The organism is Streptomyces nogalater (assembly GCF_039532885.1).
Lineage (GTDB): Bacteria > Actinomycetota > Actinomycetes > Streptomycetales > Streptomycetaceae > Streptomyces > Streptomyces nogalater.
Map to the genome: position 1 here is coordinate 11,542 of NZ_BAAASM010000032.1, position 16,929 is coordinate 28,470.

The following is a 16,929-nucleotide window of genomic DNA, read 5'->3' on the forward strand; positions in this document are numbered from 1 at the left end:
AGAGGGATTGACGCATAGTGCTCGACGTCAACTTCTTCGACGAGCTCCGGATCGGCCTGGCCACCGCTGACGACATCCGTCAGTGGAGCCACGGCGAGGTCAAGAAGCCCGAGACCATCAACTACCGCACCCTCAAGCCCGAGAAGGACGGACTCTTCTGCGAGAAGATCTTCGGTCCGACCCGGGACTGGGAGTGCTACTGCGGCAAGTACAAGCGCGTCCGCTTCAAGGGCATCATCTGCGAGCGCTGTGGCGTCGAGGTCACGCGTGCGAAGGTGCGCCGTGAGCGGATGGGCCACATCGAACTGGCCGCCCCCGTCACCCACATCTGGTACTTCAAGGGTGTCCCCTCGCGCCTCGGCTACCTGCTGGACCTGGCGCCGAAGGACCTCGAGAAGGTCATCTACTTCGCGGCGTACATGATCACGTACGTCGACGAGGAGCGTCGTCAGCGCGACCTGCCCTCCCTGGAGGCGCACGTCTCGGTCGAGCGTCAGCAGATCGAGAACCGTCGCGACGCCGACCTGGAGGCCCGCGCCAAGAAGCTCGAGACCGACCTGGCCGAGCTGGAGGCCGAGGGCGCCAAGGCCGACGTGCGCCGCAAGGTGCGCGAGGGTGCCGAGCGCGAGATGAAGCAGCTACGCGACCGTGCGCAGCGCGAGATCGACCGCCTCGACGAGGTGTGGAACCGGTTCAAGAACCTCAAGGTCCAGGACCTGGAGGGCGACGAGCTGCTCTACCGCGAGCTGCGCGACCGCTTCGGCACCTACTTCGACGGCTCGATGGGCGCCGCCGCGCTGCAGAAGCGCCTGGAGTCCTTCGACCTGGAGGAGGAGGCCGAGAAGCTCCGCGAGATCATCCGCACCGGCAAGGGCCAGAAGAAGACCCGCGCCCTGAAGCGGCTGAAGGTCGTCTCCGCGTTCCTGCAGACCTCCAACAGCCCCAAGGGCATGGTCCTGGACTGCGTCCCGGTCATCCCGCCGGACCTGCGTCCGATGGTGCAGCTGGACGGTGGCCGCTTCGCGACCTCCGACCTGAACGACCTGTACCGCCGTGTCATCAACCGCAACAACCGCCTGAAGCGGCTTCTCGACCTCGGCGCGCCCGAGATCATCGTGAACAACGAGAAGCGCATGCTCCAGGAGGCCGTCGACGCGCTCTTCGACAACGGCCGTCGTGGCCGCCCGGTCACGGGCCCCGGCAACCGTCCGCTGAAGTCGCTGTCGGACATGCTGAAGGGTAAGCAGGGTCGCTTCCGGCAGAACCTGCTCGGTAAGCGTGTCGACTACTCGGCGCGTTCCGTCATCGTCGTCGGCCCGCAGCTGAAGCTGCACCAGTGCGGTCTGCCCAAGGCGATGGCGCTGGAGCTGTTCAAGCCGTTCGTGATGAAGCGCCTGGTCGACCTGAACCACGCGCAGAACATCAAGAGCGCCAAGCGCATGGTGGAGCGCGGCCGCACGGTCGTGTACGACGTCCTCGAAGAGGTCATCGCCGAGCACCCGGTGCTGCTGAACCGTGCTCCCACCCTGCACCGCCTCGGCATCCAGGCCTTCGAGCCGCAGCTGGTCGAGGGCAAGGCCATCCAGATCCACCCGCTCGTGTGCACCGCGTTCAACGCGGACTTCGACGGTGACCAGATGGCCGTGCACCTGCCGCTGTCCGCGGAGGCGCAGGCCGAGGCCCGCATCCTGATGCTGTCCTCGAACAACATCCTCAAGCCGGCCGACGGCCGTCCGGTGACGATGCCGACCCAGGACATGGTCCTCGGTCTGTTCTTCCTCACCACCGACGGCGAGATGCGGGACGTCAAGGGCGAGGGCCGTTCGTTCGCGTCCGTGGCCGAGGCGATCATGGCGTTCGACGCCGGCGAGCTGTCGCTGCAGTCGCGCGTGGACATCCGCTTCCCGGTGGGCACCATCCCGCCGCGCGGCTGGACCCCGCCGGTGCGCGAGGAAGGCGAGCCGGAGTGGCAGCAGGGTGACAGCTTCCGGCTGAACACCACGCTGGGCCGCGCGCTCTTCAACGAGCTGCTGCCCGAGGACTACCCGTTCGTCGACTACGAGGTGGGCAAGAAGCAGCTCTCCGAGATCGTCAACGACCTCGCCGAGCGCTACCCGAAGGTCATCGTGGCGGCGACGCTCGACAACCTGAAGGCGGCCGGCTTCTACTGGGCGACCCGTTCCGGTGTCACCGTGGCCATCTCCGACGTCGTCGTTCCCGAGGCGAAGAAGGAGATCGTCAAGGGGTACGAGGCGCAGGACGAGAAGGTCCAGAAGCAGTACGAGCGCGGTCTGATCACCAAGGACGAGCGCACGCAGGAGCTCATCGCGATCTGGACCAAGGCGACCAACGAGGTCGCCGAGGCGATGAACGACAACTTCCCGAAGACCAACCCGATCTTCATGATGGTGAACTCGGGTGCACGAGGCAACATGATGCAGATGCGTCAGATTGCCGGTATGCGTGGTCTGGTGTCGAACGCGAAGAACGAGACGATCCCGCGGCCCATCAAGGCGTCGTTCCGTGAGGGTCTGTCCGTGCTGGAGTACTTCATCTCCACGCACGGTGCCCGTAAGGGTCTGGCGGACACCGCTCTGCGTACCGCCGACTCGGGTTACCTCACCCGTCGTCTGGTCGACGTCTCGCAGGACGTCATCATCCGCGAGGAGGACTGCGGCACCGACCGCGGCCTCAAGCTCAAGATCGCGGAGCGGGGCGCGGACGGCGTGCTGCGCAAGACGGACGACGTCGAGACGTCCGTGTACGCGCGCTGCCTCGCCGAGGACATCGTGGTCGACGGCCAGGTGCTGGCCCCGGCCGGCACCGACCTGGGTGACGTCCTCATCGAGGAACTGGTCTCCCGTGGCGTCGAGGAGGTCAAGACCCGCTCGGTCCTGACCTGCGAGTCCGCCGTCGGTACCTGCGCGATGTGCTACGGCCGTTCGCTCGCCACCGGCAAGCTGGTCGACATCGGTGAGGCGGTCGGCATCATCGCCGCCCAGTCCATCGGTGAGCCCGGTACCCAGCTGACGATGCGTACCTTCCACACCGGTGGTGTGGCCGGTGACGACATCACCCAGGGTCTGCCGCGTGTCGTCGAGCTCTTCGAGGCCCGTACCCCGAAGGGTGTCGCCCCGATCTCCGAGGCTTCCGGTCGCGTCCGCATCGAGGAGACCGAGAAGACCAAGAAGATCGTCGTCACCCCGGACGACGGCAGCGACGAGACGGCGTACCCGATCTCGAAGCGTGCCAAGGTCCTGGTCCGCGAGGGCGACCACGTCGAGGTGGGCCAGCAGCTCACCGTGGGTGCCACCAACCCGCACGACGTGCTGCGCATCCTGGGCCAGCGTGCCGTCCAGGTCCACCTGGTCGGCGAGGTCCAGAAGGTCTACAACTCGCAGGGTGTGTCGATCCACGACAAGCACATCGAGATCATCATCCGGCAGATGCTGCGCCGCGTGACGATCATCGAGTCCGGCGACGCCGAGCTGCTGCCCGGCGAGCTGGTCGAGCGCTCCCGCTTCGAGCAGGAGAACCGTCGTGTGGTCCAGGAGGGCGGTCACCCGGCCTCCGGTCGTCCGCAGCTGATGGGTATCACCAAGGCCTCGCTGGCGACGGAATCCTGGCTGTCGGCCGCCTCCTTCCAGGAGACGACCCGAGTCCTGACGGACGCGGCGATCAACGCCAAGTCCGACAGCCTCATCGGCCTGAAGGAGAACGTCATCATCGGTAAGCTCATCCCGGCCGGTACGGGTCTGTCCCGCTACCGCAACATCCGGGTCGAGCCGACCGAGGAGGCCAAGGCCGCGATGTACTCGGCCGTCGGCTACGACGACATCGACTACTCGCCGTTCGGCACCGGCTCCGGCCAGGCCGTCCCGCTGGAGGACTACGACTACGGTCCGTACAACCAGTAAGCGAGCAGCATGAAGGGCGGCCATCCCGTTACGGGGTGGCCGCCCTTCGGCGTTCTCCGGGTGTGCTCAGTGCCCTCGCGGGGCGAGGTAGGCCTGGAGGTGGTGCAGCCGGGTGTGGTAGTCCGGGTGCGAGGTGAGCAGCTTGGCGAGCGGGCTCCGCGCGACCGGGACACCGCCGTTGTGGACGGTGAGCGCGGCCTGGACCTGCTGCTCCTGCTGGTGCATCTTCTCCAGCACCGCCGCCAGCATGGGCGCGAAGCCGAGGGCCGCCGCGTGCTGGTCGGCGCGCAGCTCGGCCCGTCGGCCGACGGCGGCGAGCGCGTAGGGCACGCCGAGGAGTAGCAGCGGAAGACCGTACAGGGAGCCGATGGTGACGAACGCCAGGCCGATGACCATCATCCCGAAGAAGGCGATGCCGAAGCAGGAGAAGACGCGCGAGACCTTGTACATCACGCTGATCGCGCCCCGCAGCAGCCGCCAGGCGAGCCGGCCGGGCAGCGCGTACCAGTAGCCGAGCAGTCCGGCCCAGGCGTGGCCGCCGACATGGTGGCCGAGTTCGTGGGCCATGACGGCGGCGAGTTCGCCGTTGGGCAGCCGGTCCATGGCGAACCGGGTGACGCCCACGATGTGCCCGGCCGCCGCGACCGCGTTCAGGTGGTCGCTGTCCTCGACCCACAGCTCGTAGGTACGGCCGTCCACCCCGGCCCGGGCCGTGACCTCCCGCCAGACCGGTTCGAGTTTGGCTCGTTCTTGTGGAGTGGGGTAGCGCAGGCGAAGCACATGGCGTGCGAGGGCGCTTTCGGTGGGCCGGTGGAAGACGAGTGCGCCGCTGGCGAGCCAGGCCAGGACGACCAGGAAGCCGAGGTCGCCGAAGAGGAGCGAGACCAGGCCGACGACGAAGAGGCTGCCCAGGAGGTTCGGCAGGTGCAGCAGCAGGCTGCCGACGGCCGTTGCGTCGGTGCGGCGCTGCTGGGCGGCGAGGTGGATACGGCCGTGATCGGTGCTGATGTGGTGCGGGTGCCGGGCATCGTGCGCCTCGCCGCCGCCCGGACCGACGTCCGGCGGCAGGGGCGGGGAAGACGGTGGCGCGGGTGCGGCCTGCGGGGGCTGTGGGTACGACGGGTAGGCCGGGGACGGCGGATACGGCGGATACGGCGGATGGGACGGCGTCGGCTGCGCCGGGGGTTGGATGGGCGGACCGGGCGGCGGTTGCTGCGGGTAGCGGGGTGGCTCGGGATACTCCGGTGCGGTGGGCGGGTGGGTCATGCTGGTTCCTTCGATGGGTGGGGACGGCGGCCGACGGGTCAGCCGATCAGCAGGGATGCGGGCACCAGGACCGTGCCGGCGCAGAACGCGATGAGGCCGGAGCGGATCCACTGGTGCTTGCGGGCGGCGATCGCGCTGTTCGCGGTCAGCGAGGCGAGCAGTCCGGCGGTGGGGTCGCGGACGGTGTCGTCGAGTGCCGCCTCCAGCCGGCCGGTGCGGGCGGCCTGCCGGATGTCGCCGAAGTACGACAGCGGTTGTCCCGGCGTCCAGGCCCCTGGGCGGTAGCGCGGCAGGACGGCGAGCAGCAGGGAGAACAGCGAGAGCACCAGGCAGACGGTCCCGGCCCACCACAGGACGGCCCCGGCGGCGGAGAGCCGGTCCGGTGCCCAGCTCCGGCCGGCCAGCAGGCCGCTGAGCAGCCCGGCGGTCATGCCGAGCGCCGCGACCAGCACGGAGGCCTTGCTGTCGGCCCGGGCTATCTCGGTGCGCAGGTCGGCGAGGAGCCGTTCGCACAACCGCAACCGGTCGGGGGACCGGTCGGCGGAACCGTCCGGAGGGCTGGTCACCGTCATCCGCCGACACCGCCCTCGCCGCCCGGGGACTCGGCCTCCGGTCCGGCGTCCGTGGGGGAGGACCGCGGGTGCTGTTCCGGTGTACCGGCGGCCGGCGGGTGCCCGGGAGGCGGCGGTACGACCGGGGGCGCGGCCGGCGGCGGTACGACCGGAGGTGCGGCCGGCCGCTGCGGGGGTGCGGTCGGCACCGTGCCGTAGCCGGGCGGCGGTTGCCAGCCGGGCGGCGGGGACACGGGAGCCGGCGGAACGGGTGGCGGGTAGAAGCCGCCCGGCCGCGTCGGGTACGGAGAGTGGGGCGACTGGGCCGGTGCCTGGGGTGCCGTGGCCGCGTACGGGGCCGACGGCGGCGCGTACGGCAGGGTGTACGGGGCGTGGGGAGGGGAGTAGGGCATCTCCGGCGCGGGCTGCTGCCCACCGGGCGCAACCCGGTGGTCCTCGGCGGACGCTTCCGCGCCGTCGCCCCCGCTGTCCGGTGGGAGTTCTTCCGTACCGCCCTCGGTGATCTCGCCGGGTGCCGGTCCGCTCCCCGGCACCGGACCCGGCGGGATCAGCGGCGGGTTCTGGGCCACACCGGGCAGCCGCTGGTTGAGGATGTCGGTGACCGTGCGCAGGGCCAGCTGCTTGGGGCCCTCCAGCTCGAACTTTTCCGCGTTGTCCCCGGCCAGCAGCTCCTTCACCAGATCCATCTGTGCCTGGATCATGCGCAGCTGGTCCTCCCGCATGGCGGTCATGACCAGCCCGGTGTCGCCGGGGTGCTCGGCGAGATGCAGCGCCCAGGCCTGTACCCCGCCCTGCTGGAGGTGCCACTGGTAGAAGGCCACCTTCTGGGCCTCGTACTGCTGCATCGCCAGGGCGTGCTGGGCCTGCTGTACAGCGAGCTGATGCTGCTGCGCGCCGTGCAGCATCGCCTGTTCCTGCTGCCAGTGCTGTTGCTGGAGCGCGAGTTCCTGGTGTTGACGTCCGTACGCCATGGCCCGCTCGATGTGCAGCCGGTCCTGTTCCCGGGCCCGGCGGTCCAGCTCGGCGTCGATCTCCGTCCCCCGCTGGGCCACGCGGATCTGCTCCGCGGCGGAGTGGTCGATCGCCTGGAGCCGCTGCTGGTGCTCGATACCGGCCTGGTCCCGACGCAGCCGCAGGGTCCAGGTGACCTGGAGGCCCACGTCCGAGCCCAGGGTGCCGAGCGGTGCCAGGGCGGTCAGCAGCTCCCGCTCGGCCGTCGCGCTGTCGGCGACCGGGAACCGGCGGGACACCGGCCGGGCCGTCTGCTGGAGCATGCCGACGAGCAGTCCGGGCACGTCCCGGTGACCGCTGCGCACGAACCCGGCGGGGTCCAGCACCTGCCAGGAGAAGTCGACCTCGGCGGTGAACTCGAACGCGTCGTTGTCACTCGGCAGGGTGAAGGTGCCGGTGAAGGGGTGCACGCCCATGTCCACCTCGTACACGGCCGTGTAGCGGTGGGCGACGATCTCGCTCCGGGTCGGGCGGTGCGGCGGGAGGTACGCGTCGTAGCCGCCCTTCGGGGTGGTGAACACCAGCGCGTGGTCGATCCGGACGACGTGCTTGAGCGAGAACTCGAAGCGGGACAGCTGCCGCACGGTGAGCACCGGGTCGGACAGCCGGGTGTGCCGGTCCGCCGGCTGCTGCCACTCGGGCGGGCGGGTGAAGCTGGACATGGGCGGGTCTCCTCGGGGACGTGCTCGGGACGTGCGCGCGCACGGACCGTCAGCGGGGCGGAAGCGTGGTCAGCAGCCGGGCCGCCACCCGCGGGGGCGGGGCGCCGTCCCGGCCGGGCATCGTGCGCAGCAGATGGCTCAGGCGCTGGTACTCGGTGGGCGTGGTGACGAGGTGCGGCAGCAGGGCGGCCAGCGCCCACTCGGTGCCGGGCGAGTGGTCGGCGATCAGCACCCACTCACCCAGGGCGTCGAGCGCGAGCCGGGTGGTGTGCCGGTCCGCGAGCGCCCTGCGCCACAGGAAGGCGAGGCCGGCGGCGGCCTGGTCGCCCCCCGCGGCCGTGTCGGCGTACCAGGCGAGGACGGTCGGCCGGCCGGCCGGGTCGCCGTCCTCCTCCTGGTGGCCACAGGCGTTGACGAACGCCGTGAGCGTGAGCGCGTTCACCGCGGGATCGTCGTCGAGGTGCGTCAGCAGCTCCTTGAGGACCTGGTCGTGCGCGGGGGAGAGCAGCAGCAGCGCCACCGCGTCGGAGAGCTCGCGCACCATCTCCAGGTCGAACTCGTCGGGTTCGGCGGGATCGGCGTACAGGCTGCGGGTGGCCTTGCGCAGCGCGGCGAGCGCCTGGCCGGGCAGTTCCGGGCCGATCAGGGCGTACGCCCGCGCGGCCACCCAGCGCAGGGCGCGGTCGTCGTCGCCGGACCAGTCGTCCAGGATGCGCGGGATGTTGGGCGTGCCGACGAGGTGGGCGAGGGTGAGGGAGTTGACCGCGACGAGCCGGTGCCGGAACAGGCGGGAGGTGGCCCATGGCTGGATGACCAGGGCCATCGCGGAGGGCAGGTCGGTACGGGCGAGGACGGCGACGGTGGCGGCGGCGCGGGTGCGCACCAGCGGGCGGCCGTCGTCGGCGAGCCGGCGCAGCCACTCGATCAGCGCGGGCCGGGCCGATGGATGGCCCGTCCACACCAGGCGCAGCAGCACCAGGGGGACCCGCTCGTCGAGGAACTTCGCCTTGAACTGGGTCACCGGCCCCCACTCGGTGTGCTCGTCGTCCTCGTAGCCCTCCGCGCGGGCCAGTTGGAGCCGCTTGTCGATGTGGGTGCCGAAGACGGGGACCTCGGCCGGCCGGCCCGGCTGCTGGGTGTGGAGCAGGAAGCGGTAGAGCAGGTCGCTCAGTTCGGCGGTCAGGGCGTAGGGCCCGCCGTCGAACGCCGCGAGGGCGACGAGGAACGCCTTGTCCCGCAGGTGGAGCGTGCTCTCGTCCTCCTCGAACCACTCCTGGACCTGGTTCTCCAGCGAGAGCCACGAGAACGCCGTGATCGGCTCCTCGGTCACCTCCCCGGCGGCGTAGCGGGCCAGCAGCCGGGCGAACCCGGCGGTCTCGCGCAGCCGGTGGCCGCGGGCCAGGAAGTCGGTGACCGCCGGGAGGCGGAGCAGACCGGCGGCGGTGTCCGGGTCCACGTGGGTGCGCAGGTGCGCCGCCAGCACCTCCGCCCCGGCCGGCGGCTTCCAGGGGACGGCCGCCACGTCCTCCAGTACGGCGGTGTGACCCACGGTGATCACCAGGTAGGCGTCCTGCTCCGCGAGCCGGCCGCGCGCGGCCAGCAGATGGGGCTCGCGCAGCGGACTCCCGCGCCGGGTGGCCAGGTCGCCCAGCACATAGCCGCGGACCTGCCGCTCCCCGGTGCCGGTGCCGGTGCCGGTGAGCCGGTCGGCGAGGGAGCCGGGCGCGGTGTCCCGGTCCAGGACGTGCACGGGGACGGCGCCGAGCCGGTGCAGCAGCACCAGCGCGGCCGTCCGGCGGCCGGAGAAACGGGTGCCGGACAGGACCAGGACGCGGTCGCGGCGCAGCCGGTCCAGCAGTTCCCCGACGGTCTCCTCGGCGGCGGTGAACGACGCGTCCAGCCGCTCCAGCCGTTGCCGCGGTACCTCGCCGGAGACGGTGGCCGACCCGGACAGGCCGGCGAAGCTCCAGTGGTGTACCTCCGTCTTGCCGCCCAGGAACACATCGCCGGTGATCTGGTTGCCGGCCAGGTTGTTCTGGTCGCCGTGGACCGTGCCGCCGCCGAACCGGGTCCGGGCGCCGATGTTCATGGTCCGGGGACTGTGGTCGACCAGGTCGCGCCGGGCCGCCCAGACGTCCTGCGGCTGGTCGCGCTCCTCGGTCTCCTCGCCGGTACCGGCGGCCTGGGTCTGCTCCGCCTGCGCCTCGCCCGCCGGTGCGCCGGGGGCCGGGCCGGGCGGGGAGCCGGGGCGCTCGGCCTGGGGTTCGCTCACGCGTCCTCACTCCGTTCCCGGCGCCGGCCGCCGCCCAGGTGGATGTCGCCGGTGATCTGGTTGCCGCTGAAGTTGTTCTGGTCGCCGTGGACCGTGCCGCCGCCGATCGTCACGGGACCGTGGAGGAAGGGGCCCGGCGCCGGCGGGGGCGCGGTGGCGGGCCCCGGCGTGGGGCCCGGCGCCGGGCGGTCCCCCGATCCGCCCGGCGCCTTCCCCTCCCCCGTGTCACCGTGGTCCGCGCCGGTGCCCAGGGCGATACCGGACGTCTCGTCCGCCGCCGTACCGGGCACCGGTCCATGCAGCCAGGCCGTGAGCGGGCCGTTCTTGCTCGCCACCGACACCCGGTGGAAGCCGTCGGCCGGGACGCCCGGGTGGTCGTGCCGTACGACTCCCGCGTACAGGGCGTCCGAGACGCACAGGGCGAAGTCGTCGGCGCGCTCGCGCAGCGCGTCGCGCAGCACCTCGGCGTCCAGCAGCCGGCAGGCGTGGTTCAGATCGGAGCCGACCCAGCCGGCGTGCGCGTCGATGGCGACGAACCCGCTGGCGACCACCCCGCGCAGCCGGATCTGCGCCGAGCTGGACGCCATGCGGTTGATCGCCCGCAGCTCGGCCGGGACCTCGGTGAGCAGGGCCCGCAGCAGCGCGGTGACGGAGGCGTTGGCGTCGATCAGCTCCATCACCGAGTCGCCGCGGTCGGCGCGCAGCCGCTTTGTCTCGTCGATGCCGGCGCTGTGCAGCGCGCGGTCGGTGATGTCGTAGAGCATGCGGCGCAGATAGGCCTGTTCGACATCGTCCCGATGGCTGAACCTCTCGATGTCCAGCAGCAGGATCGTGCGGTTCACGGGATCGGTCATGGCGGCCTCTCGGAGGGGGGCGGTGTGCTGGGCAGCAGCGTGCTGTCCGGCGGGCCGGAGTGGTGAGGGCGGATGACGCACACCGACTGTGACCGTGTGCACAGAACGGCACCCGGGGCGCGTGGGGGCCGGCGAGGAGGGCCGCGCGGGACGGCAGACGGGCTTGGGCGGGCCGGGGCCGGATGGGACGGCGGGGCTGCGAGAGCGCCGGAAGACCGGGCGAGGAACGACGGGCCGGGACAGTCCGTACGGGCCTCGGCGGTCGGCCGGCGGGGTGGCCCGCGAGCTTGGGGCGGGGCCCCGAGAGCCGGAACCCCGGGCCGGTGGGGACGGGATGGCCGTGCCCCGCGAGGAAGGGAGGACGGAACCGGTCGACAGGGCGGCGCCGGAGGGCCGGCCTCCGGAGGGCGCGGTCCTCCGGAGGCCGGCTGGGGGAGGGGCGGCTGGCTCGGTGGCGAGGGCCGGGGGCGGACGTCCCTCGGTCGGCAGGGCGGCGCCGGGAGCCGGCCTTGGAGGGCTCGGTCCTCGCCGAGTCCGCTGGGGGGCGGTTGGGCTCGGCGACGAAGGGGGGGGCCGAGGGGCCAGACGACGAGGTGGCCGCTGGGAGCCGGTCCCCGGACCCCGTTCCCCGGATCCCTGGCCCCGGACTCCGGTCCCCGGACTCCGTCCCTGTTTCCCGGATCCCTGGCCCCGGACCCGGACCCCGGACTCCGCTCCCCGGACTCCGCTCCCCGGACCCCTGCCCCGGTCCCCTGGCCCCGGCCCCTGCTACCCCGACCCCGTCCCCAGCAGGTTCAGTCCTCCCGTGGGCCCGGTGGGGGCGGAATGGTGGGGGGCGTCGGGGAGGGGAGTGTCGCCGTGATGCGGCGCAGGATGTCCGGGCGGCGGATGAGCAGGGCGCGGCGGCCGGTGACCACCGCGTCCTTGTCGCGCAGTTCCTTCAGCAGCCGCTGCACCATCTCCCGGGAGGCGCCGACGGATCCGGCGAGTTCCTGCTTGCTGAGCGGGACGGCCAGCTCGATGCCGTCGGGGACGCGCCGGCCGTGGGTGCGGGCGAGGTCGAGGAGCAGGACGGCGAGCCGTTCACGCACGTTCATCGACGCGAACTCCAGCCGTCGCCGGTCGGCCGCCCGGGTGCGGTCCGTGGTGAGCCCCAGCAGGGCGAAGGAGGCGGCGGGGGAGTCGCCCAGGAAGTCCCGGAACCGCTCCCGCTCGACGGCGACCGCACGGACCCGCTCCAGCGCGGTGACCGTCGCCGAGCGCGGCCGTCCGGTCAGCGCGGCCGACTCCCCGATGATGTCGCCGGGCCCGCGCAGCGCGAGCAGCGCCTCGTAGCCGTTGGCGGCGGAGGCGGTGACCTTGGTCCAGCCGTCGACCAGGAACAGCACGTGGGAGGACGGCTCGTGCTGGTGGAGCAGGATCGTGCGGGGAGCGAAGGCGAGCGTCATGCCGAGGTCGAGCAGCGCCGAGCGGTCCTCGCTCTCCAGCCTGGCCAGGAACGGAACCCGGTCCTCCAGACCGCCGTCGTCCGGCGAGTACGCCGGCGTCCTTGCTGTCATGCTCATCCCCCGGGAGTCAGCGGACGCATCAACGTACTGAACACGCAAGACCGCCGAGCCGCGAAGAGCGCGTTTCGGCCACTCACGGTCCACCGGACAAGCCGGGCGAATGTCAAGGGACAAGGTGGGGAGTCTGGGGAGTCCGGCGTGTCGAAGAGCACTTCATTTGTTTTGACCGAAGTCCGTGAGGTAGGTACGCTCAGACCTTGTGCCTGGGGTGTGCCCTGGCTCCTGTGCGTGCCTGTAAACCGTGCGGCGAGTCAAGTGCGGCCACCGTAATTCGCGCCCTTTTCGCCTTGCGGCGGGAGTCTGGCGGATTCGACACACCCGACCGCGTGGGTCGGCGACGTTCCAGGTTAGCTGTACCCATCGGCACACAGAAACCGGAGAAGTAGTGCCTACGATCCAGCAGCTGGTCCGCAAGGGCCGGCAGGACAAGGTCGAAAAGAACAAGACGCCCGCACTTGAGGGTTCGCCCCAGCGTCGCGGCGTCTGCACGCGTGTGTTCACGACCACCCCGAAGAAGCCGAACTCGGCCCTCCGCAAGGTCGCGCGTGTGCGTCTGACCAGCGGCATCGAGGTCACCGCTTACATTCCGGGTGAGGGACACAACCTGCAGGAGCACTCGATCGTGCTCGTGCGCGGCGGCCGTGTGAAGGACCTGCCGGGTGTTCGCTACAAGATCATCCGCGGTTCGCTCGACACCCAGGGTGTCAAGAACCGCAAGCAGGCTCGCAGCCGTTACGGCGCCAAGAAGGAGAAGTAAGAATGCCTCGTAAGGGCCCCGCCCCGAAGCGCCCGGTCATCATCGACCCGGTCTACGGCTCTCCTCTGGTGACCTCCCTGATCAACAAGGTGCTGCTGAACGGCAAGCGCTCCACCGCCGAGCGCATCGTCTACGGCGCCATGGAGGGCCTGCGCGAGAAGACCGGCAACGACCCGGTCATCACGCTCAAGCGCGCTCTTGAGAACATCAAGCCGACCCTTGAGGTCAAGTCCCGCCGTGTCGGTGGCGCCACCTACCAGGTGCCGGTCGAGGTCAAGCCCGGCCGCGCCAACACCCTGGCGCTGCGCTGGCTGGTCGGTTACTCCCGCGCCCGTCGCGAGAAGACCATGACCGAGCGTCTCCTCAACGAGCTTCTCGATGCCTCCAACGGCCTCGGTGCGGCCGTGAAGAAGCGCGAGGACACCCACAAGATGGCCGAGTCCAACAAGGCCTTCGCGCACTACCGCTGGTAGTCGCTACCCACATCGAGACCGAGAGAAGACTGAAGCCTTATGGCTACCACTTCACTTGACCTGGCCAGGGTCCGCAACATCGGGATCATGGCCCACATCGACGCGGGCAAGACGACCACCACCGAGCGGATCCTGTTCTACACCGGTGTGTCTTACAAGATCGGTGAGGTCCACGACGGCGCTGCCACCATGGACTGGATGGAGCAGGAGCAGGAGCGTGGCATCACGATCACCTCTGCTGCCACCACCTGCCACTGGCCGCTGGAGAACGTCGACCACACCATCAACATCATCGACACCCCGGGTCACGTCGACTTCACCGTCGAGGTGGAGCGCTCCCTGCGCGTGCTCGACGGTGCCGTGACGGTGTTCGACGGTGTCGCCGGCGTCGAGCCGCAGTCCGAGACGGTGTGGCGTCAGGCGGACCGCTACGGTGTTCCGCGTATCTGCTTCGTCAACAAGCTCGACCGCACCGGTGCCGAGTTCCACCGCTGTGTCGACATGATCTCCGACCGTCTGGGCGCGCAGCCGCTGGTCATGCAGCTGCCGATCGGTGCCGAGGCGGACTTCAAGGGTGTCGTCGACCTGGTGACGATGAAGGCGTTCGTCTGGTCCGCCGAGGCGACCAAGGGCGAGATGTACGACATCGTCGACATCCCGGACACCCACACCGAGGCTGCCGAGGAATGGCGCGGCAAGCTGCTTGAGGCCGTGGCCGAGAACGACGAAGAGATCATGGAGCTGTACCTGGAGGGCGAGGAGCCTTCCGTGGAGCAGCTGTACGCCGCGATCCGTCGTATCACCATCGCCTCCGGCAAGGGCACCGGCACCACGGTGACCCCGGTGTTCTGCGGTACCGCGTTCAAGAACAAGGGCGTGCAGCCCCTGCTCGACGCGGTCGTGCGCTACCTGCCGTCCCCGGTTGACATCGAGGCCATCGAGGGCCACGCGGTCAACAACGCGGAGGAGGTCGTCAAGCGCAAGCCGTCCGACGACGAGCCGCTGTCGGCGCTGGCGTTCAAGATCATGAGCGACCCGCACCTCGGCAAGCTCACCTTCGTCCGCGTGTACTCCGGCCGCCTGGAGTCCGGCACCGCCGTGCTGAACTCCGTCAAGGGCCGCAAGGAGCGCATCGGCAAGATCTACCGCATGCACGCCAACAAGCGTGAGGAGATCGAGTCGGTGGGCGCCGGTGACATCGTCGCCGTCATGGGCCTGAAGCAGACCACCACCGGTGAGACGCTCTGCGACGAGAAGAACCCGGTGATCCTGGAGTCCATGGACTTCCCGGCGCCGGTCATCGAGGTCGCGATCGAGCCCAAGTCCAAGGGTGACCAGGAGAAGCTGGGTGTCGCCATCCAGCGTCTCGCGGAGGAGGACCCCTCCTTCCAGGTGCACACCAACGAGGAGACCGGCCAGACCGTCATCGGCGGTATGGGCGAGCTTCACCTTGAGGTGCTCGTCGACCGTATGCGCCGCGAGTTCAAGGTCGAGGCCAACGTCGGCAAGCCGCAGGTGGCCTACCGTGAGACGATCCGCAAGGCCGTCGAGCGCGTCGACTACACCCACAAGAAGCAGACCGGTGGTACCGGTCAGTTCGCGAAGGTGCAGATCGGCATCGAGCCGCTTGAGGCCGGTGACACCTCGTACGAGTTCGTGAACAAGGTGACCGGTGGCCGTATCCCGAAGGAGTACATCCCTTCGGTGGACGCCGGCTGCCAGGAGGCCATGCAGTTCGGCATCCTCGCGGGCTACGAGATGACCGGTGTCCGTGTCATCCTGCACGACGGTGCCTACCACGAGGTCGACTCCTCCGAGCTCGCCTTCAAGATCGCCGGTTCGCAGGCCTTCAAGGAGGCCGCGCGCAAGGCCAGCCCCGTGCTGCTCGAGCCGATGATGGCCGTCGAGGTCACCACGCCCGAGGACTACATGGGTGAGGTCATCGGCGACATCAACTCCCGCCGTGGCCAGATCCAGGCCATGGAGGACCGGGCCGGTGCCAAGGTCGTCCGCGGCCTCGTGCCCCTGTCGGAGATGTTCGGCTACGTCGGCGACCTCCGCAGCAAGACGTCGGGTCGCGCAAGCTACTCGATGCAGTTCGACTCCTACGCCGAGGTTCCGCGGAACGTCGCCGAGGAGATCATCGCGAAGGCCAAGGGCGAGTAACGCACCGCGTGAACACGCCGTAGGCTTGACTCCGGAGCCTCCAGGGGCAAACGTCCGCAATCGTGAGCGTTTGCCCCGGGTTCCGGGCCTTTACAGCAAAGATCACCTGGCGCCGATGAAGTAAGGCGTACAGAACCACTCCACAGGAGGACCCCAGTGGCGAAGGCGAAGTTCGAGCGGACTAAGCCGCACGTCAACATCGGCACCATCGGTCACATCGACCACGGTAAGACGACCCTCACGGCCGCCATTACCAAGGTGCTGCACGACGCGTACCCGGACCTGAACGAGGCCACCCCGTTCGACAACATCGACAAGGCGCCCGAGGAGCGCCAGCGCGGTATCACCATCTCCATCGCGCACGTCGAGTACCAGACCGAGGCGCGTCACTACGCCCACGTCGACTGCCCGGGTCACGCGGACTACATCAAGAACATGATCACCGGTGCCGCGCAGATGGACGGCGCGATCCTGGTGGTCGCCGCCACCGACGGCCCGATGCCGCAGACCAAGGAGCACGTGCTCCTGGCCCGCCAGGTCGGCGTTCCGTACATCGTCGTCGCCCTGAACAAGGCCGACATGGTGGACGACGAGGAGATCCTGGAGCTCGTCGAGCTCGAGGTGCGTGAGCTCCTCTCCGAGTACGAGTTCCCGGGCGACGACGTTCCGGTCGTCAAGGTCTCCGCGCTCAAGGCCCTTGAGGGCGAGCAGGAGTGGGTCGAGTCCGTCCTCAACCTGATGAAGGCTGTCGACGAGTCGATCCCGCAGCCGGAGCGCGACGTCGACAAGCCGTTCCTCATGCCGATCGAGGACGTCTTCACCATCACCGGTCGCGGTACGGTCGTCACCGGCCGTATCGAGCGTGGTGTCCTCAAGGTCAACGAGAACGTCGACATCATCGGCATCAAGCCGGAGAAGACCTCCACCACGGTCACCGGCATCGAGATGTTCCGCAAGCTGCTCGACGAGGGCCAGGCCGGTGAGAACGTCGGTCTGCTCCTCCGTGGCATCAAGCGCGAGGACGTCGAGCGCGGCCAGGTCATCATCAAGCCGGGCTCGGTCACCCCGCACACCGAGTTCGAGGCGCAGGCCTACATCCTGTCCAAGGACGAGGGTGGCCGCCACACGCCGTTCTTCAACAACTACCGTCCGCAGTTCTACTTCCGCACGACGGACGTGACCGGCGTGGTGACCCTCCCCGAGGGCACCGAGATGGTCATGCCGGGTGACAACACCGAGATGAAGGTGGAGCTCATCCAGCCCGTCGCCATGGAAGAGGGCCTGAAGTTCGCCATCCGTGAGGGTGGCCGCACCGTGGGCGCCGGCCAGGTCACCAAGATCGTCAAGTAAGTTCCGCTTGCTTGAGGGTCGGTACCTGACCTAAGGGGAGGCCCGTACGACTCCGGTCGTA

General features: G+C 69.8%; 11 protein-coding genes. 5 read left to right on the forward strand and 6 right to left on the reverse strand.

Features of this window, described 5'->3' with window-relative positions; translation table 11 throughout:
• The first annotated feature begins 17 nt into the window (after positions 1 to 17).
• Positions 18 to 3,917, forward strand: a complete 3,900-nt coding sequence (locus tag ABD350_RS21485) for a DNA-directed RNA polymerase subunit beta' (RefSeq protein ID WP_344349868.1) — start codon at positions 18 to 20, stop codon at positions 3,915 to 3,917.
• A 66-nt stretch (positions 3,918 to 3,983) separates the two neighbouring features.
• Here the strand turns inward: ABD350_RS21485 and ABD350_RS21490 are convergent, their stop codons facing one another.
• From ABD350_RS21490 to ABD350_RS21515, 6 genes are all read right to left on the reverse strand, one after another.
• Entirely contained in the window at positions 3,984 to 5,183 is a 1,200-nt protein-coding gene (locus tag ABD350_RS21490; RefSeq protein ID WP_344349869.1) for a M48 family metalloprotease, read from the reverse strand.
• A 38-nt stretch (positions 5,184 to 5,221) separates the two neighbouring features.
• Entirely contained in the window at positions 5,222 to 5,755 is a 534-nt protein-coding gene (locus tag ABD350_RS21495; RefSeq protein ID WP_344349870.1) for a Pycsar system effector family protein, read from the reverse strand.
• Positions 5,752 to 7,428, reverse strand: a complete 1,677-nt coding sequence (locus ABD350_RS21500; RefSeq protein ID WP_344349871.1) for a hypothetical protein — start codon at positions 7,426 to 7,428, stop codon at positions 5,752 to 5,754. Before ABD350_RS21500 ends, ABD350_RS21495 begins: the two co-directional genes overlap by 4 nt.
• 49 nt (positions 7,429 to 7,477) lie before the next feature.
• Entirely contained in the window at positions 7,478 to 9,700 is a 2,223-nt protein-coding gene (locus ABD350_RS21505) for a hypothetical protein (protein WP_344349872.1), read from the reverse strand.
• Positions 9,697 to 10,554, reverse strand: coding sequence for a hypothetical protein (locus tag ABD350_RS21510; RefSeq protein WP_344349874.1), 858 nt, complete (start codon positions 10,552 to 10,554; stop codon positions 9,697 to 9,699). The genes ABD350_RS21505 and ABD350_RS21510 overlap by 4 nt, the downstream gene beginning before the upstream one ends.
• A gap of 794 nt (positions 10,555 to 11,348) precedes the next feature.
• The gene (locus tag ABD350_RS21515; RefSeq protein ID WP_344349875.1) at positions 11,349 to 12,113 is read right to left on the reverse strand and encodes a Crp/Fnr family transcriptional regulator; all 765 of its coding nucleotides are present in this window, start codon (positions 12,111 to 12,113) and stop codon (positions 11,349 to 11,351) included.
• A gap of 394 nt (positions 12,114 to 12,507) precedes the next feature.
• On the opposite strand from ABD350_RS21515, the gene rpsL reads away from it, so the two are divergent.
• From rpsL to tuf, 4 genes are all read left to right on the forward strand, one after another.
• Positions 12,508 to 12,879, forward strand: a complete 372-nt coding sequence (gene rpsL, locus ABD350_RS21520) for a 30S ribosomal protein S12 (RefSeq protein ID WP_003948652.1) — start codon at positions 12,508 to 12,510, stop codon at positions 12,877 to 12,879.
• A gap of 2 nt (positions 12,880 to 12,881) precedes the next feature.
• Positions 12,882 to 13,352 carry a 30S ribosomal protein S7 gene (rpsG, locus tag ABD350_RS21525; protein ID WP_003998848.1) on the forward strand — a complete coding sequence of 157 codons (471 nt, stop codon included), beginning with the start codon at positions 12,882 to 12,884 and terminating at the stop codon, positions 13,350 to 13,352.
• A 39-nt stretch (positions 13,353 to 13,391) separates the two neighbouring features.
• Positions 13,392 to 15,518: an elongation factor G gene (fusA, locus tag ABD350_RS21530; RefSeq protein WP_344349876.1), complete on the forward strand. Its 2,127-nt coding sequence runs from the start codon at positions 13,392 to 13,394 to the stop codon at positions 15,516 to 15,518.
• 156 nt (positions 15,519 to 15,674) lie between these two features.
• Positions 15,675 to 16,868: an elongation factor Tu gene (tuf, locus tag ABD350_RS21535; RefSeq protein WP_344349877.1), complete on the forward strand. Its 1,194-nt coding sequence runs from the start codon at positions 15,675 to 15,677 to the stop codon at positions 16,866 to 16,868.
• Positions 16,869 to 16,929 lie beyond the last annotated feature (61 nt).